Genomic DNA, 14,441 nt, shown 5'->3' on the forward strand with positions numbered 1-14,441 from the left:
CGTGCCGCTTGCCGATCCCCGCTCCACGGCCGCTCATTCCACGGCTGCTCATTACACAGCTGACTATCTGCGCCTGAAAGGCCTGGCCGAAAAGGGTAATGCGAACGCCCAGCACAGCCTGGGCTTCATGCATTTCAATGGCCAGGGTATCGAGCAAAGCTATGCGCTGGCGCTGCACTGGTATGGCCTGGCCGCCGCGCAGGGGCTCGAACATGCGCAATACAACCTGGGCGTGATGTGCCAGAAGGGGCAGGGCGTGGCGCAGGATTTTGCGCAGGCGGCGCACTGGTACCAGCAGGCGGCCGAGCAGGGTTACGCGGCGGCGCAATACAACCTGGGCTGGCTGTATGCCAAGGGCCAAGGGCTCGCGCAAGATAGCGGACAAGCCATGCTGTGGTTCAGCCGGGCGGCAGAACAGGGCGACGCGGGCGCGCAGAATAATCTGGGGATGATGTATGACAATGGCAAAGGCGTGCCGCAGGACTTCGTGCAAGCCATCGCCTGGTACCGCAAGGCCGCAGAGCAGGGTTATGCGCGCGCGCAGTTCAACCTGGGCCTGCGCTACGACAATGGCCAGGGCGTGCGCCAGGACCGCCAGCAAGCGACTGCCTGGATGCGCAAGGCGGCCGAGCAGGGCTATGCACCGGCCCAGTTCAATCTGGCGCTGCGCCATGAAAATGGCGACGTGCTGCCGCAGGACAGCAGGCAGGCGATCACCTGGTACCGGCGCGCGGCCGAGCAGGGGCATGCCAGTTCGCAGTTCAACCTTGGCCTGATCTACGACAACGGCCAGGGCGTGCCCTGCGATAAACAGGCGGCGCTCGAGTGGTACGTGAAGGCGGCCGGCCAGGGGCATGCGGCGGCCCAGCACAACCTGGGCCTGCACCATGAACATGGCGCCCACGATTACGCGCAGGCGCAAGCGTTTTACCGTCAGGCCGCCGAGCAGGGCTTTCCCGCCGCGCAGTACCAGCTGGGACTGTTGCATGAGCATGGACAGGGCACGCCTGCCGATGCGCAGGAAGCCATCTTCTGGTACCGCAAGGCGGCCGACCAGGGACATGTGCGGGCGCAGTTCGACCTGGGCCTGCGTTATGAACATGGCCAGGGCGTGCCGCAGGACTTGTCGCTGGCGCTGGAGTGGTACCGCCGTGCCGCCGAGCAGGACTACGCGCCGGCGCAATACATGCAAGGTGTCTTGCATGACCGCGACGACGGTCCCGCGCCCGACAGCCAGCAGGCCTGCGCCTGTTATTGCCGCGCCGCCGCGCAGGGTCACAGCCTGGCCCAGTTCGCACTGGGCTTGCGGCATGACAACGGCCAGGACGTGCCGCAGGACTATGCCGCCGCCTGGGACTGGTATGCGCTGGCCGCGCGCCAGGGCCATGCGCGGGCGCAGTTCAATCTGGGCCTGATGGCCGCCAGCGGCCAGGGCGGCCCGCTCGATTTGCAGCAGGCGTACATCTGGCTGTCGATGGCGCAGGCGGCCGGCGTAGCCGGCGCGGAAAAATCCCTGCGCCAGACGGCGGCGCGCATGCGCGAGACGGACTTGATCCTGGTGCGCCAGCGGCTGGAAGCGCTGGCCGCCTGACCCGCTTTTCCCTGCCACTGCATCGCCAGTGTCGCGCGCAGGCGTGGATGCGGCAGTTTTTCCACGCTACGTCACCTCGCGCCGGCATGCGCTGCTGTTCCTGCTGCGACAAAAAATGCTGGCATCGCTGCGATTTTGCTATGCTGAGGGTTCAAGAACCCCCGGCTTTCAAACAAAGGATGACTATGCACCTGACCTCTTTCCCCGCCCGCCCCACCGCCCTGTTGTGCGCGCTGGCGCTGTGCTCGTCCATGGCGGGCGCCGCCAACCCGCTCGCAGCCCTCAGCAACCAGGATGCGAGCAATGGCTTGAAAGCGGCGCTGGAAGCCGGATCGGCCGCCGCCGTTGCCAAGTTGGGCATCGAAAATGGTTTCCTCAATAACGACAAGGTCAAGATCAAGCTTCCCGGCATCCTGGAGCAAGCCAAGCCCTTGCTGAAAATGACGGGCCGCGGCCAGCAGCTGGACGACCTGGTGGTCTCGATGAACCGTGCCGCCGAGTCGGCGGTGCCCATGGCCAAGCCCTTGCTGCTCGACGCCGTCAAGTCGATGAGCGTGAGCGATGCGAAAAATATCCTGTCCGGTGGCGATACCTCTGTGACGGATTTCTTCCGTCAGAAGACCTCGGCACCCCTGGCCGTCAAATTCCTGCCCATCGTGAAATCCGTGACCGACCGTTCCGGCCTGGCCAGCAAGTACAACAGCACCATGAGCCAGATCGGCAAGACGGGACTGGTGCCGCAGCAGCAATCGACGGTGGAAGGCTATGTCACGGACCGTGCGCTTGACGGCCTGTACCTGATGATCGGCGAGGAAGAAAAAGCCATCCGCAGCAATCCGCTCGCCTACGGCAGCAAGATCATAGGCAAGGTATTCGGCAGCCTGAAGTAACCCCCCGCCACCGCGAAGATTTGCCCGCCGCGTTCCATTCGGCGTAAAATGCAGGCTTCGCGGGTGTAGCTCAATGGTAGAGCAGAAGCTTCCCAAGCTTACGACGAGGGTTCGATTCCCTTCACCCGCTCCAGTCAAAAATGGCGGAAAATCTGTTTTCGCCGCTCCACAAAGCTAAACCGCTCCACAAAATTGGATTAGATGCCCTAGTTTTGGCTTTGATCGGACAATTTTTCCTGGAAAAGTTAAGCCTACAAATACGTTTCCCTTGCGAGGGTTCCGATGCCTGCCACAGACCTAAGCTGATGCGCTAAACTGCTTCGTCTGATTTTTTTTGTGTAACCGGACGATCAGTATCCACCCTGCATTGCAATTGCTTCATAGTCACGCACATACAGGCCGTACAACTTGAAATTGCATTAAAAACAATCAAAAAGAGAGTCCGTTGTGACACGCCAAGAAGCCAACAAGCAGTTCGATATTTTTGCTGACAATGCCAATGCCGTATTCAATGAGCTTTTACAGGCCGATAAGCGGGCACCCCATCTCGCCGACAAGTACTCATTCTATGCCATTAAAGGTGGCGCAATGGGGGGCGTCGACAAACGTCTGGTGGAAGTATTTTTTGGGGCGAGGCCGATTGATCAGGTCACCGTCTATGGCACGAACGGTACCGGATTTCCTGCCCCGCGCACAACGTTTATCACCGAACGAGGAGCCTGTTTGCGGTATGAGCGAACTGATTCTGGCTCTGTCATCTGCACACTCTATCCTGCTACGACGGAGAACCAAAAACAGGTCGAGGATTTCATCCTGTATGAAACTATCCAGAATCCAGCAAGTTTGAATTCTAAAAAGACTGTCACACGCCACTGGAATGCATTCATATCCTACATGGAATGTACAAACGTTGATTCTAGAGCGACATTTTTTGACCGCATGCGCATTGGTTGGCTCAAGTTCCACAGGCCTCTCATCATTAACGCCAAATCTCACAGACCGCGCCTAAATTCTGCTGCTGGAAAGATCGCTGGGTATGTTTTGACGGTTGGATTGAGTGGTTTCTTGTTGGCCATGATCAACTACTACTTAGGTTCTAAAGACGTTGATCAACTCAGAGATGAGCAGAGGGCCAATGTTCAAAGCATCGGTCGTGCGCAAGGATTTCTTGAGGCACAGTCGAATCACATCAAGCAACTCCAGAGCCAAATTGCTGAAATTAAACGCTCTCCTTCAGAGGAAAGCAAATGCTCGTGCAATAGCACGCTGAGGCAAAATACTGGAAGGAAATAGCGTCGTGAATTTGCGCTGTTTAAAGGGCGATTACGCCTTGAATTAAAGCGAAAATATGCGGCACGATGTTGGCGACATGCCACCTTGGACAGTCGCCCATCAAATATAGCTGATGCATGGTGTGGAACTGCTACCACCCAAGGGCCGCTATCTTAAACCTACTTCGTTGGGGCCACAATCTTGCCTCGTCGAAGGTAGTGTCGCTGGGTCGTCTTCACGCTGTCATGTCCCAGAAGGTCACTGGCGGCCTGGTCGCCGCGGTCATCCGAAGTATCATCGGCCGCCTTGGCTCGCAGGTCGTAAAACCAAAATTCCATGATGTCCTGCGCCAGTTCGGGGGCGTGTACAGCCGCCTGCTTTTTCGCCGCGTTGAACTGGCTGCGCAGTGCCGGCGCCGTCAGGCGCTTGCCATGCATATTGGTCAGTAGGGCACCTGTCACGACATTGTGCGTTCCCTTGCGCGCCCGGATGCGTTCCACCAGCTTGGCCAGCTCGCCTGAAATCGTGATGCGCAGCGGCTGCTTGGTCTTTTGCTGCGTGATGATCAAGTAGCCGTCGACGATGTCATGCTCAGTCATGCGCAACGCATCGGCGGGGCGCTGGCCAGTTAAGTAGGCCAAGTCCATCGCATCGAGTAAAGGCGCACTTGCGTGCTTGCGCACTGCGGCAAATACCTCGTCGGTAATGTAGACGGTTCGCTTTGCCAAAGAATGGCCCTGGATGCCCTCGCATGGGTTTGGCAGGTCTGTATAGCCCCAGCCCCGTGCATGGTTCCACATGGTGGAAAATACGCGTTTGCATCGGTTCGCTGTGGTCGGCTTGTCCGCATGGTCATCAAGAAACTGCCGAATGTGCATCGGCTTGATTTGGTCCAGTGGCGCCTCATGAAAGGCGGCCAGCAGATGTTTGATGTCTGATCGATACATGCGGGCTGAGCTGATGGCCAGCTTTGGCACGGCCTCGACCAGATAGCGCTTTTGCACATCGGAAAACGTCGCGCCGGCGGTTGGCTCAACCACGATGTTTAGCTCGGCATACTTCCTAAGTGCCAGAATGAAGTCGGGTCCAAGTGGAATTTCCTTACGCGGCTTGTCCTTGGTGTACATGTAGTAGTACACCTTGCCGCTGCGCTGAGTGCGCGGATGCATGCACGGCGGCATGTTCAAATTACGTGTGTTTCGTCGGCCCATTTTTATTGATCCTTGGCATTACCCATGTTTTTTCCCGTGGCGCTTCCTTGCGCCCCTCAACTGCAGCGACCGCGACAACCGGCCGCCCGATGGCATTGACCCAAAAGGGGAGGCCCATCTTCCGCAGTGCCTCAATTTGCTTCGTTTTCATCTTCCGGCCGGTCAGGGCGCAAATATCGTCCATCGACAGGAAGGTGGCATTCGTCGCGATGCGGTCCGCCATACCGTATCCCTAACTCAATGCGGGCAAGATTGCCGCCAGCGGCACGGCCCGAAACATGCCCGCCCACTGGTGATCCAGCTCCACCCACGCATGCAGCTCGCCGTTGCCCACGTCGCGGCGCAGGTCGTTGACGGTGCCGGCCTGGTAGCCTTCATCGGTATCGAATGTCACGCGGTCGCCCAGGGCGATTTGCCGCGGTGAATTGGTCAGGGTGGTCAGCATTGCGATGCTCCTTTCAGTTTGGCGGTAACGCCGCACACGCCGAAGTGGTCGAGGGCGGCCTGGATCGCGTCGCCGCTGGAAGCGGCAATCGCGGCATATTCAAAGCGTTCGGTTTGCGTGCGAACGGTCACGGAAAAGGTACTCATGTGGCATTTCCTCTTGTGGAAGACGAATCGGTGACGATCACGCGCGGGTAGGGGCAGGCGTTTAGCCTCGCCACTTCGAAAAGCAAATCGATCTTTTCTTGGTCGCCCGGGATCCGGGGGAATGGGCATAGATTGTTGTGTGCTGCACAAGCCCAAATCGCGGTTCGCTCTTCATCACAGATCACCCGTACGATGTCGGGGCTGCGATCCGGCGGGGCAGGGCGGTCGGGGTGCGTACAGTTATTTACACGAGTCCGAGGAACGGCAACCCCAACAGCCACCCCGCGCCCGCCTGTGGCCTGCACCGGCGTCCACGTATGGCGCACGGACTTGAAGACCACGCCAATCAGGTCGCTGCAGCGAACGCCGTAGGGCGTGGTGCGCAGCGTTTCGCCGTAGCGGCCGATGACGGTCTTTTCGTCCTTGGCCAGCGTGACGACCAGTTCCTTGCGCGGCACCAGGGCGCCGCCCTGGGCGCGCAGGTATTCGGCCCAGCAGGCGCGCTTTTCGCCGTCGATCTTTTGTACGGCGTCCCAGGCACGGCGCATGGCGGCCGGTGCTTCGTTGAGCATGCTTTCCTCGATGCGGCGCAGTTCGCGCCACACGGTGACAGGCGCGCCGCCCCATTGCTGGAATTGACGGATGCCCCAGCACGCGGCCCAGGACTCGACGCGCGCCGATGGCGTCAGCTCGACATCGCCTTCGGTGTCGGGCGTGACGACATAGCCTTCCTTGGTCTTGTGCTCGGCCACGCCGTCGATGTTCTTGGCCACGTACTTGGCGATGTAGCCGGCGGCGCTGCCCTTGGCCCAGTCGATGCGTTTCACGTCCAGGCGGCGTGCGAAGGCGCCCGGTTCGCCACGGTCCACGCGCCAGGCGTAGCGCTTCATGATGCGGATGGCGCGGCCGGCCACGTCCTGCAGGTGGGCCGTCTTGTATTTCGCGGTCGGGCGCACGAACAGCAGCAGATGCCAATGCGGGCAGCCGTCGTGATGCGGTTCGGCGATGCGAAAGCCGTACAGGCCGATGCCACGGCGCGCCAGCGCGGAGCGGCACAGCGACGTCATCTTGCCCAGGTAGGCATTGGCTTCGCGCGGCGTCGAGCCGTCGAACTTGTCGTTTGGCTTGCCGCTGTGCTGCATGGCGTGGAAGCGCGATGGGCACGTCCAGGTGATGAAAATGCCCTGGTCGCCGCACTCGCGGGCGATCTGTTCAAAGCCATTGATGCGCAACATCAGCTCGCCGCGCCGGATGGCTTTATTCGCAGTCGTTTTCTCGGCCAGCTCGGCGATGCTGAATTGCTGGCCGTTCTCGTTCTGCACCAGTGTGGCGGCCAGCGCTGCCGCGTTGCGGCGGTTCTGCGCCAGGCGCGACAGCACGGCGTCATTGCTGGCGTAGGGTTCGCCGCGATAGTTCACATAGCCCAGGCGGATATTGCCCGCTTCAAAGGCGCGCTTGACGCGCTTGCGCAGTTGGCGGCGCCACCAGCGGGCGTCCACCAGGCGGGCGATGGTGTCGGTCAGCGCGTCGAACTCGGGCAGCTCGATGCCATACGAGGCGCATTCGTCTTCCATGATCTGCAGGGCGTGCGTGTCGGACACGGCCATCCACAGCATTTTGGTCACGCCGGCCGCCGCACGTTCGGCGGTGGCCACGATGTCGGCGTCGCTTTGCGACAGGTCGACGCCGGCGGGCACGTACTGCTCCGCAAACTCGCGCACAAAGCTCGTGGCGATAGATTCATAGACTTTGTACCAGGATGACCAGACCATTTTTTCCAGGGCTGCCGTGATGACGCGGTTGCGCCATTTGTAGGGGATGCGGGCCAGCTCGGGCGCGAACTGCGCGGAGCGTAAAAAGGCTTCGTGGCGCTGCGGGGCAGGCAGCAGGATTTGTTTAGATTGCATTCAACAGTCTTTCGTACACACGGATAGCGGCAGAGGTGGCGGCGCGCAACTCGATGCGCTCTTCCTCTGTAAATGAATGGATGGGCGATTCCCAGCGGTCGGCGTCCATGCCGGCGGCGATCAGCACGGAACGGCGGGCGCCACGCGGCGACAATCCCCACGCCTGGGCCATGAAGGGCGCCAGGTTGCGCGGCTTGATGCTGCGTAGCTGGGCCTTGGCTTCGGCGATAGCGGCCAGCGCATGCCCGGCGCCTGGTGGCGTCGGCATATCCTTGTCGCGCGCGGCCAGAATCTCGGCGGCAGGCTGGAAGGACAGGTGATTGTCGATAAGGGACGCCGGCATGCTTCAGTCCTTGATGGCGCCGATGGCCCGCAGCACGCCGGGGGCAATGACGATCAGGAGCGACAGCAGCCAGATGCCGCAGGTTTTGGCCACGTGCAGCATCAGCGTGCTCCTGCCTTGAGAAAATGTTCTGCCCAGTACGGGAGCGTGTGCGATGTGCCACTGCAGTGCCGGGAACCCGCTTCATTGGCGAAAATGTAGTTCACCTCGATGGGCAGCTTGCCGACCAGGGCGCGTTGCTTGGCTGGCGCGAAAAAGCCGGCACGCTCCAGTGCCTGCGCATCGCTGACAATGAAGGTCAGATTGGCAGCGCCGTAGGCGTGATAGGTCTTGGCAATCTCATGGATGTGGGCGGTCAGCGCCGCGATGCCGATGCCAGCGCTGGCTTGCAGCAGAAAACACGTTGGCGCCATGGGGACAATACAATTTTGCAAGGTCGGGCGGATCGTGCTTGATGCCATGGATTTGTTGGCATGACTGGTGGCGTGCAGCGTGTTTTCCATTGGTTTTCCTTATTTCAGGTTGAACGAATCCCGCACGCTCAAAAGGGAGCGCTGCAGGGCACAACAAAAGAGGGGAGTTACGGCGGCTGGCCTACGGCGGCGCGAGGATCGGGATAGTCATCAGCAGCCCGCCGTCAGGTCAAGGGCCAGCTGGCTGGTGGCCGCCGTGCGCGCATGCTGTGACATCGGGATGCGGATATCTGGCTTGGGCATGGCGGACAGCGAGAGGGTGCGCAGTACTTCCAGGCCTGCCACGAAGGAGTGCCCGCATTCGGGGTTCTGGCACATGTAGGTGATTTCCTTGAACATGGCGGACATCGTGCGGCTCTTGACGGCGCGGACGGTGTATTCACAATGCGGGCAGGGCAGGCCGATGACTCTCATTTCAGCTTTCTTTCCACTTGGTACAGGGCGCGACCGCGACCCGTCATGTTTTTAGACTGCTTGCGTAAGCGCGACTTGACGAGCCATTCAGCCGCTTGCTCGATACTTGCCAGCCCTTGCCGTTGACGCACGAGTTCCAGCGCTGCAAGTTCTTCGTCATTGATATGAATTTCGTGATCGGGCATGTTCGGCAGCTTTTCAGTTACTCAAAAGTTACTATTCAGGGACTCGGTTTAGGCGCTGCGACGCGGTACGCTGTCGATGTCGTCTGCAGCAATGGCGGCAAGCGCTTCACGCATGACGATTTGGCGCACCAGTACTGCTATTTCTTCACCCTGGTAGTTGGCGATCGAGGAAACGAGCTGGTGCTCATAATCGTCCAGGCGCAGCATGACTTTGTGGCTGCGGATACGTTTTGCATCGGGGTACATGACGTTGTCCTTAATGGGTGGATTGGGAAGCGATTTCGCGCTTGTAGTCAGCCAGGCCGCGCAGGATCAGGAAGCGGAGGAACCAAGCGCGGGACCGGTCAAGTTTCTCTGCGTAGCCCTCGACTTCGGCTACCTCATCAGACGTAAGGCGGAGGCCAAGTGGTTTTGAGGTGATGCCTTTGGCAGTACGCCTGGCATTGGATACGTTTTTCATAATGTTATGATGTGTAATCGCTACAGGATGGCGTAACTATAGTGTCCAAAAGCGCACTAGTCAACAAAAAGATGTGAGTATGAGCATGTTTGGTGAAAGATTAAAGCAAGAGCGTCAACGTTTGGGCATGAATCAAGACGACTTCGCAGCGGTTGGCGGGGTCAAAAAACGTGCTCAAATATCGTATGAAAAAGATGAGCGATCTCCGGATGCTGTCTACCTATGTGCGCTATTAGAAATTGGCGTAGACGTTTGGTATGTGATGACTGGCAGCGTTTCAGCTGCGGTGCTCAGTCCGGATGAAAGTGAACTAGTTTCTGGTTTCCGGAACCTGGATGCGCGCGGGCGAGCTGGTGTTCTTGGAATGATTGGCGGCATGCGCCTGCCAACGCCCCCGGCATCTTCCGCAGGGAATGCTCCACACGTCGAGACCCACGGCACGATTGGGCAAAATTTCGTGGGGAACATCATTGGGCCACAGACTTTTAATGTTGCCGGCAGCGGACGAAAAAAGGAAAAATAGTCTGCAAATGATTTACCTTCTTATGCTTATTGTAATTGCTGCTTGTTTCGTCTGCATAATTTTCAGCAGCTGGAATCCTCGGAAGCGAGCGCTTGAAGCGGGCGAGCCGGGCGTCTCCATTTGGCAAAATATTCAACTATGCATATCAAGCGCGAAGGTGAGAACGCCGGCATGCCTAACCGAGCAGATTGCGGCTCCGCAAAAAGTTCCTTCGGCTAATGAGAATATTCCACAAATCAAGCAAGTCGCAGTTGAGGTGCAACCTGCTCAAGTTTCATCACGCCCAAAGAAAAAGTCGAAGAGAGGGCCACGAGGCGTAGCAGGAGATGTCGATGAAATTCAGTTTTTGTATCCGAGGCGAGACGGTTTGGGATATGTAACTCGGAAAGTCTCAGTGTGGGCAGTTGATGCGGATTATTTAGAAGGTTTTTGCCATGCAAGGCAGGGAAAAAGAACTTTTTCTTTGCGGCGTATTCGTGGCAAGGTGACTTCGCTAAGGACAGGAGAAGTTCAACGTATCGGGAGGTGGGCGAGTGCAATGCGCCTCCTTCCCAACAACAGGGTCGTTACTGATGGTGCCGCCCATCGCCCTAGTGGTGTCAAAAATTATTCGACTAAGCCCAATCGAAAGCAATGGCAGACAGCGGCATATTTTGCAGGCTTTCGCGATGTCAAACGCTGCGAATTGGAGTCGATGGCGAGGGCGGCAGGTTGGCAGGTACGCACCGGATTTAGCAGTTCGTTGGATATTTTGATTACAGGACCACTTGCTGGCCGTGTACAACTAAGCAAAGCTGATTCGATGATGATTGAGATTATCTCGGAATCTGATTTTAAAAAGCGAATTCCGGAAAACTGAAACCAGAATGAGCGGCTTGATACGATGGCGATGTGATCGCTATAAGTGGTTTTTCTTATTGATGTAGGAATGTTGTCATTTTGGCTTTAAATGAATAATTCTCCCATGCAGTTTGTATCACCGCCAGGTCGAAGCTTGCTCCTTGAGGTGTGGCGTCACAAAACATCGATGCTTGGCGGAGTAATGGCAATCGTATCTTTATCTCTAGCGCACTACGCTGGTTTTTTGATGGAGGTTCCACTACAGATCGTAGCAGTAGCAGGAATGTCGCTCGCCAAGGGCGTGACTGCGACTTTTCTGTTTTATGTATTTTTTTGTGCGGTAGTTGCACGGGTAGTAACTTCGATTTTGCAGCTCGTGATCCTTCCTTTCATAGTGGTAAACGACCGGCTAGAACGCGGACTCCGTGTAAAAATGGATTTGTCGCGTCAGCGCCTTTTCGTTCGGTCACATAGCCAGACCATCAAGTGGGAGGGTATTATTTGGATTGTTTTTCAGGCGATGGCGTTTCTGTTGATAGTGTTGGGAATATACGTGGAATTCAAGATCACTTGGATTTCGGCGGCAGGACTCCTCGTAGCTATAGTATTGATTATCCTGTCAGGACTTGTACGATCAGGATTCTTTCTTCAACCAAATCCAAGAATTTTCATCAAAAAAATTAAAACGCGTCGCGCGCGGTCTGGACGCGTAGCATCTGCAGCGTTTGTTACAACCACCGCAGCGCTTATTATCGTGGCGTTTTTTATTGGTGATATGCGTGCAAGTTTATTGCGAGATCAAAAGGCGCATACGATCGTGACAAAGGAATTTACCGGAATGGCGACAGTAATTGCAAGTTCTGGCGGACAGGTCCTTTTGTATCAAAGACAAGGTTCCGAAAGTCGATATATTTACTCTACCCCTGAATTTACGACGTCAGTGGAATCCAAACGGGTGTTCACACCTATCGGGGCTAAGTAGGGGCATTAGTTATGCTTTGCCACTTCCCCTGTAGGGTACCTACAGCTTAATTCTTGAGTATTCTTCGCCGCTACACCGGCCTTTACTAAAATTGGCAATGCCTACTATCGGTGAACGTAGTTGCTGATCGGACGTAAATGATGCATCTTCACGACGGAACTGCACCGGTTACCGATTGCGTAGGTCTCAAAGGTTCCTCACTATTTTCGCGGATGATATCGCGAACTACTTAGCATATCAGGTTAGATCAAAGGGCTAGAAGCATATACTATGGAACTTACCAATTTACAAGAATCATTGCTCGTTTTTGCAGGCTTGAAGAACCAGTTGGAACCAGCTTTGAGAACGGTAAAGCGCTATCCTCTCGATGATGAGCTGAAATTCACGGTAACTAGCCATTTGCTAATATTAGTTTCGTCGTTTCTTGAAGAGTGGCGACGTTTCTCAGGACTTGGATGCGATGAAAGTGTAAGAAAAACGCTTCGATCTGCCTCCCCTGCCATTAAACGGATCAGTCAATGGAAAGGCATCAGAACACTCCGTTCGACTGTACTTGCACACCCATTTAGGCAGAAAGATGGCTCACTTACAATAGTCGAATCTCTATATGAAAACAACCTTGTTTCCTCGGAATATGCAGAATCCATACTATTAGGGGAATGTGCTGTATACGCCATTGCTACGGCCATTTGCCAACACAACTGCATTTATGAGAAAGCAAAATTGAAGTATTACTCACAGGTACGAAGTAAAATTCCTATTAATGGAATTCAAACGATGTCGGAATTTCACAAAGAGATTGATCGCATACGCTTGGCCATCACGGTAACCGACCCATGTCTTGCAGATTGTTTTCAAGGAAATTCACGCAGACCTTCCTAAATGTCCAGTCCTAACTGGGGCTGGATGCCAAAGGTTCTTCGCTATTCTCGCGGATGATGTCCCGTACTTCTTCAATGTGCCGCCACGCATGTAGCGCCGCCCGCTTGGCGGCTTGCTTGCTCTTGTAAACATGCTCCAGCGTCTTCAGCGTGCCCGTGGCTCCGGCCTGCTCCTGTCCCGCCTTTTTCTTCTTCGCCGCCACGTCCTTCCACTTGGCCACCACGCCTGTGATGCCTTTGTCCGGGTCTTTCTCGTCCTCGCGTTCGGCCTCGACCGCTTCCGTCTTCGTTTCAAACTCCACGCGCGTGGTAAAGCCGTTGCCGCCCAAGCTGTGGGTGACCTTGACCGATAGCCAGTCGGTGGCGTCGATCTCGGGCTTGAAGCCATTTACCGTCACGGGCGATTGCGGGAACACGGCCGGGTTGCCCAGGGCCAGGCTCATTTCAAAGGTGGCCAGGCCGCGCAGGATGCGCTGCCATTCGGCCATGGCCGCCGCACGCGCGTCGGTTTCGTTGGCAAAGGTGGTGCGCAGGCGCTTGCTGTTGCCGGGCACGCCGGCCACGACGCTACGGCGGCGCGCGTAGCGCTCGTCGTGCCAGAAGGCGCGCACGCCCGTGTAGGCGTCGCTTTCGGCGCTGTGGTAGCGGTGGCCGTCGCCCAGGGCGCGCGTGATGGGGATGACGGGCAGCGCCTTGCCGCTGGCGGTGCGGCTCTGATTGATGGGGATGAACAGCAGCGTGTCATTCTTGACGGTGGCCACCGCGTCGTATTTCCTGCCCAGCCGGCGCAGGAAGGCCGCATCGCTCTCGTGGGTCTGGTCGATGTGCTCGATGGCCGTGTCGCGCAGGCGCGCTGAGACGCCCGACGCCAGCTCGTTGCGGAAGGCAATCGCCTCGATGATGGCGCCCAGGGTGGTCTTGTGAAAGCTGTGTTCCTGTTGCTGCTTGAAGGTGTCGATCAGGTTGGCCGACCTGGCGCGCAGGGTGATGGTGTCGGGCGCGCCGCTGTGCTCTACCTCGTCGACGGTGAACTTGCCCATGTCCACCAGGCCGGATGCTTGCCAGCCCAGCGCCAGGGCGATCTGCGCGCCGCGCGGCGGCAAGGCCAGCTTGCCATCGCTGTCGTTCAGGGAAATGTCGAGCTGGTCGCTCTCGTCGCCACGGCACAGGGTCAAGGTCAGATTGATTAGCCGCGGTGAAACGATGGCCGTCAAATCATTGTCCTCGATGCTGACCTTGAAGGCGGGGATATGCTCGCTCATTTGAATTTGTCCGCCGCGCTGCCGATGGCGCCGCCGATGCTGCCGCCGATCTTGTCTTTCATTTCGCTGACCACGCCGCCGTATTTCGACGTGATGCCGCCGACCACATTGCCGACCACGCTGCCCACGGCATTCTTGGCCGCGCCGGCAATGCTGCTGGTCATGCTGTCGATGCTGAGCATGTTTTTCAGGTCTCCGATGTCGCCCAGGCCGACCATGGCCAGCACGCCGTCGTCGTCGCGCTTGAGCGCAATCGAGAACTCGACGCGGCGCGCGCCGCCGCTGCCGTCGAGGATGGTACGCCCCTCCGTCATGCTGGTGATGCGGTACGAGCCGAGAATGCGACCCGTGCCCTGGATCAGAATCCACGATTTGCCTGTGTCGGCCATCATGCGCAGCGCATCGAGCGAGTACAGGGAGCCGGTCAGTTCCGGCGCCACCCAGCCCGACAGGGTGATGGTGTCGTCGCCTGGCCCTACGTACTGGTGCGCATCGCGCAGGCCCACGCGGGCCGTGCTGGCGTGCTTCCATTCCGTTTGCCGCTGCAGCTCGTGATACGCCAGGGTCGGCAGGCTGAAAACGAACATTCCTAAAATCATCATCATGGTGGTGTTTC

General features: G+C 57.5%; 20 protein-coding genes and 1 tRNA gene. 8 read left to right on the forward strand and 13 right to left on the reverse strand.

Annotated elements, in window-relative coordinates; genetic code table 11:
- Nucleotide 1 precedes the first annotated feature (1 nt).
- From SJI03_RS00660 to SJI03_RS00675, 4 genes are all read left to right on the forward strand, one after another.
- Nucleotides 2-1,591: a tetratricopeptide repeat protein gene (locus tag SJI03_RS00660; RefSeq protein ID WP_322425915.1), complete on the forward strand. Its 1,590-nt coding sequence runs from the start codon at nt 2-4 to the stop codon at nt 1,589-1,591.
- Between the two features lie 185 nt (nt 1,592-1,776).
- Nucleotides 1,777-2,481 (forward strand): DUF4197 domain-containing protein, encoded by a 705-nt coding sequence (locus SJI03_RS00665; protein WP_322425916.1) that lies wholly within the window; start codon nt 1,777-1,779, stop codon nt 2,479-2,481.
- 59 nt (nt 2,482-2,540) lie between these two features.
- Nucleotides 2,541-2,614: transfer RNA gene (locus SJI03_RS00670), tRNA-Gly, on the forward strand.
- Between the two features lie 314 nt (nt 2,615-2,928).
- Nucleotides 2,929-3,774, forward strand: coding sequence for a hypothetical protein (locus SJI03_RS00675; RefSeq protein WP_322425917.1), 846 nt, complete (start codon nt 2,929-2,931; stop codon nt 3,772-3,774).
- Nucleotides 3,775-3,932: 158 nt separating this feature from the next.
- Here the strand turns inward: SJI03_RS00675 and SJI03_RS00680 are convergent, their stop codons facing one another.
- The 11 genes from SJI03_RS00680 to SJI03_RS00725 form a co-directional block, all read right to left on the reverse strand.
- On the reverse strand, nt 3,933-4,922 hold the full coding sequence (locus tag SJI03_RS00680) for a tyrosine-type recombinase/integrase (protein WP_322425918.1): 990 nt from the start codon (nt 4,920-4,922) through the stop codon (nt 3,933-3,935).
- Nucleotides 4,923-4,941: 19 nt separating this feature from the next.
- Nucleotides 4,942-5,187, reverse strand: a complete 246-nt coding sequence (locus tag SJI03_RS00685) for a DUF4224 domain-containing protein (protein ID WP_128089133.1) — start codon at nt 5,185-5,187, stop codon at nt 4,942-4,944.
- A 9-nt stretch (nt 5,188-5,196) separates the two neighbouring features.
- Nucleotides 5,197-5,409 (reverse strand): hypothetical protein, encoded by a 213-nt coding sequence (locus tag SJI03_RS00690; protein WP_322425919.1) that lies wholly within the window; start codon nt 5,407-5,409, stop codon nt 5,197-5,199.
- Nucleotides 5,403-5,555, reverse strand: a complete 153-nt coding sequence (locus SJI03_RS28915; RefSeq protein WP_416208683.1) for a hypothetical protein — start codon at nt 5,553-5,555, stop codon at nt 5,403-5,405. The genes SJI03_RS00690 and SJI03_RS28915 overlap by 7 nt, the downstream gene beginning before the upstream one ends.
- Entirely contained in the window at nt 5,552-7,462 is a 1,911-nt protein-coding gene (locus SJI03_RS00695; RefSeq protein ID WP_416208684.1) for a replication endonuclease, read from the reverse strand. The genes SJI03_RS28915 and SJI03_RS00695 overlap by 4 nt, the downstream gene beginning before the upstream one ends.
- Nucleotides 7,452-7,805, reverse strand: a complete 354-nt coding sequence (locus SJI03_RS00700; RefSeq protein ID WP_034745810.1) for a hypothetical protein — start codon at nt 7,803-7,805, stop codon at nt 7,452-7,454. Before SJI03_RS00700 ends, SJI03_RS00695 begins: the two co-directional genes overlap by 11 nt.
- A 101-nt stretch (nt 7,806-7,906) precedes the next feature.
- A complete protein-coding gene (locus SJI03_RS00705; protein ID WP_322425920.1) occupies nt 7,907-8,308 on the reverse strand; it encodes a hypothetical protein in 402 nt (133 codons plus the stop codon).
- A 120-nt stretch (nt 8,309-8,428) separates the two neighbouring features.
- Nucleotides 8,429-8,692: an ogr/Delta-like zinc finger family protein gene (locus SJI03_RS00710; RefSeq protein ID WP_070300963.1), complete on the reverse strand. Its 264-nt coding sequence runs from the start codon at nt 8,690-8,692 to the stop codon at nt 8,429-8,431.
- On the reverse strand, nt 8,689-8,877 hold the full coding sequence (locus SJI03_RS00715; protein ID WP_322425921.1) for a hypothetical protein: 189 nt from the start codon (nt 8,875-8,877) through the stop codon (nt 8,689-8,691). Before SJI03_RS00715 ends, SJI03_RS00710 begins: the two co-directional genes overlap by 4 nt.
- 48 nt (nt 8,878-8,925) lie before the next feature.
- On the reverse strand, nt 8,926-9,123 hold the full coding sequence (locus SJI03_RS00720; protein WP_322425922.1) for a hypothetical protein: 198 nt from the start codon (nt 9,121-9,123) through the stop codon (nt 8,926-8,928).
- A gap of 10 nt (nt 9,124-9,133) precedes the next feature.
- Nucleotides 9,134-9,337, reverse strand: a complete 204-nt coding sequence (locus SJI03_RS00725) for a hypothetical protein (RefSeq protein ID WP_322425923.1) — start codon at nt 9,335-9,337, stop codon at nt 9,134-9,136.
- Nucleotides 9,338-9,416: 79 nt separating this feature from the next.
- On the opposite strand from SJI03_RS00725, the gene SJI03_RS00730 reads away from it, so the two are divergent.
- The 4 genes from SJI03_RS00730 (at nt 9,417) to SJI03_RS00745 (ending at nt 12,564) form a co-directional block, all read left to right on the forward strand.
- Entirely contained in the window at nt 9,417-9,860 is a 444-nt protein-coding gene (locus SJI03_RS00730; RefSeq protein WP_322425924.1) for a helix-turn-helix transcriptional regulator, read from the forward strand.
- A gap of 7 nt (nt 9,861-9,867) precedes the next feature.
- Nucleotides 9,868-10,719: a BRCT domain-containing protein gene (locus tag SJI03_RS00735; protein WP_322425925.1), complete on the forward strand. Its 852-nt coding sequence runs from the start codon at nt 9,868-9,870 to the stop codon at nt 10,717-10,719.
- A gap of 90 nt (nt 10,720-10,809) precedes the next feature.
- Complete coding sequence (locus tag SJI03_RS00740) at nt 10,810-11,682, forward strand: hypothetical protein (protein WP_322425926.1); 873 nt, start codon at nt 10,810-10,812, stop codon at nt 11,680-11,682.
- 270 nt (nt 11,683-11,952) lie between these two features.
- Nucleotides 11,953-12,564: a hypothetical protein gene (locus SJI03_RS00745; RefSeq protein WP_322425927.1), complete on the forward strand. Its 612-nt coding sequence runs from the start codon at nt 11,953-11,955 to the stop codon at nt 12,562-12,564.
- A 10-nt stretch (nt 12,565-12,574) separates the two neighbouring features.
- On the opposite strand, the gene SJI03_RS00750 is transcribed toward SJI03_RS00745, so the two are convergent.
- On the reverse strand, nt 12,575-13,825 hold the full coding sequence (locus tag SJI03_RS00750; protein WP_322425928.1) for a phage late control D family protein: 1,251 nt from the start codon (nt 13,823-13,825) through the stop codon (nt 12,575-12,577).
- Nucleotides 13,822-14,430, reverse strand: a complete 609-nt coding sequence (locus tag SJI03_RS00755) for a phage tail protein (protein ID WP_322425929.1) — start codon at nt 14,428-14,430, stop codon at nt 13,822-13,824. The genes SJI03_RS00750 and SJI03_RS00755 overlap by 4 nt, the downstream gene beginning before the upstream one ends.
- Between the last annotated feature and the right edge of the window lie 11 nt (nt 14,431-14,441).

Origin of the sequence: Janthinobacterium sp. GMG1 (assembly GCF_034427795.1) — a bacterium.
Lineage (GTDB): Bacteria > Pseudomonadota > Gammaproteobacteria > Burkholderiales > Burkholderiaceae_D > Janthinobacterium.

Excerpts from the sequence above, each read along its gene's own strand:
- SJI03_RS00730 (WP_322425924.1), top strand. The coding sequence starts at position 9,417 with ATGAGCATGTTTGGTGAAAGATTAAAGCAAGAGCGTCAACGTTTGGGC.
- SJI03_RS00735 (WP_322425925.1), top strand. The coding sequence starts at position 9,868 with ATGATTTACCTTCTTATGCTTATTGTAATTGCTGCTTGTTTCGTCTGC.
- SJI03_RS00695 (WP_416208684.1), bottom strand. The coding sequence starts at position 7,462 with ATGCAATCTAAACAAATCCTGCTGCCTGCCCCGCAGCGCCACGAAGCC.
- SJI03_RS28915 (WP_416208683.1), bottom strand. The coding sequence starts at position 5,555 with ATGAGTACCTTTTCCGTGACCGTTCGCACGCAAACCGAACGCTTTGAA.
- SJI03_RS00725 (WP_322425923.1), bottom strand. The coding sequence starts at position 9,337 with ATGAAAAACGTATCCAATGCCAGGCGTACTGCCAAAGGCATCACCTCA.
- SJI03_RS00740 (WP_322425926.1), top strand. The coding sequence starts at position 10,810 with ATGAATAATTCTCCCATGCAGTTTGTATCACCGCCAGGTCGAAGCTTG.
- SJI03_RS00680 (WP_322425918.1), bottom strand. The coding sequence starts at position 4,922 with ATGCATCCGCGCACTCAGCGCAGCGGCAAGGTGTACTACTACATGTAC.
- SJI03_RS00705 (WP_322425920.1), bottom strand. The coding sequence starts at position 8,308 with ATGGAAAACACGCTGCACGCCACCAGTCATGCCAACAAATCCATGGCA.
- SJI03_RS00750 (WP_322425928.1), bottom strand. The coding sequence starts at position 13,825 with ATGAGCGAGCATATCCCCGCCTTCAAGGTCAGCATCGAGGACAATGAT.
- SJI03_RS00685 (WP_128089133.1), bottom strand. The coding sequence starts at position 5,187 with ATGGCGGACCGCATCGCGACGAATGCCACCTTCCTGTCGATGGACGAT.
- SJI03_RS00710 (WP_070300963.1), bottom strand. The coding sequence starts at position 8,692 with ATGAGAGTCATCGGCCTGCCCTGCCCGCATTGTGAATACACCGTCCGC.
- SJI03_RS00715 (WP_322425921.1), bottom strand. The coding sequence starts at position 8,877 with ATGCCCGATCACGAAATTCATATCAATGACGAAGAACTTGCAGCGCTG.
- SJI03_RS00665 (WP_322425916.1), top strand. The coding sequence starts at position 1,777 with ATGCACCTGACCTCTTTCCCCGCCCGCCCCACCGCCCTGTTGTGCGCG.
- SJI03_RS00755 (WP_322425929.1), bottom strand. The coding sequence starts at position 14,430 with ATGATGATGATTTTAGGAATGTTCGTTTTCAGCCTGCCGACCCTGGCG.
- SJI03_RS00700 (WP_034745810.1), bottom strand. The coding sequence starts at position 7,805 with ATGCCGGCGTCCCTTATCGACAATCACCTGTCCTTCCAGCCTGCCGCC.
- SJI03_RS00745 (WP_322425927.1), top strand. The coding sequence starts at position 11,953 with ATGGAACTTACCAATTTACAAGAATCATTGCTCGTTTTTGCAGGCTTG.
- SJI03_RS00720 (WP_322425922.1), bottom strand. The coding sequence starts at position 9,123 with ATGTACCCCGATGCAAAACGTATCCGCAGCCACAAAGTCATGCTGCGC.
- SJI03_RS00690 (WP_322425919.1), bottom strand. The coding sequence starts at position 5,409 with ATGCTGACCACCCTGACCAATTCACCGCGGCAAATCGCCCTGGGCGAC.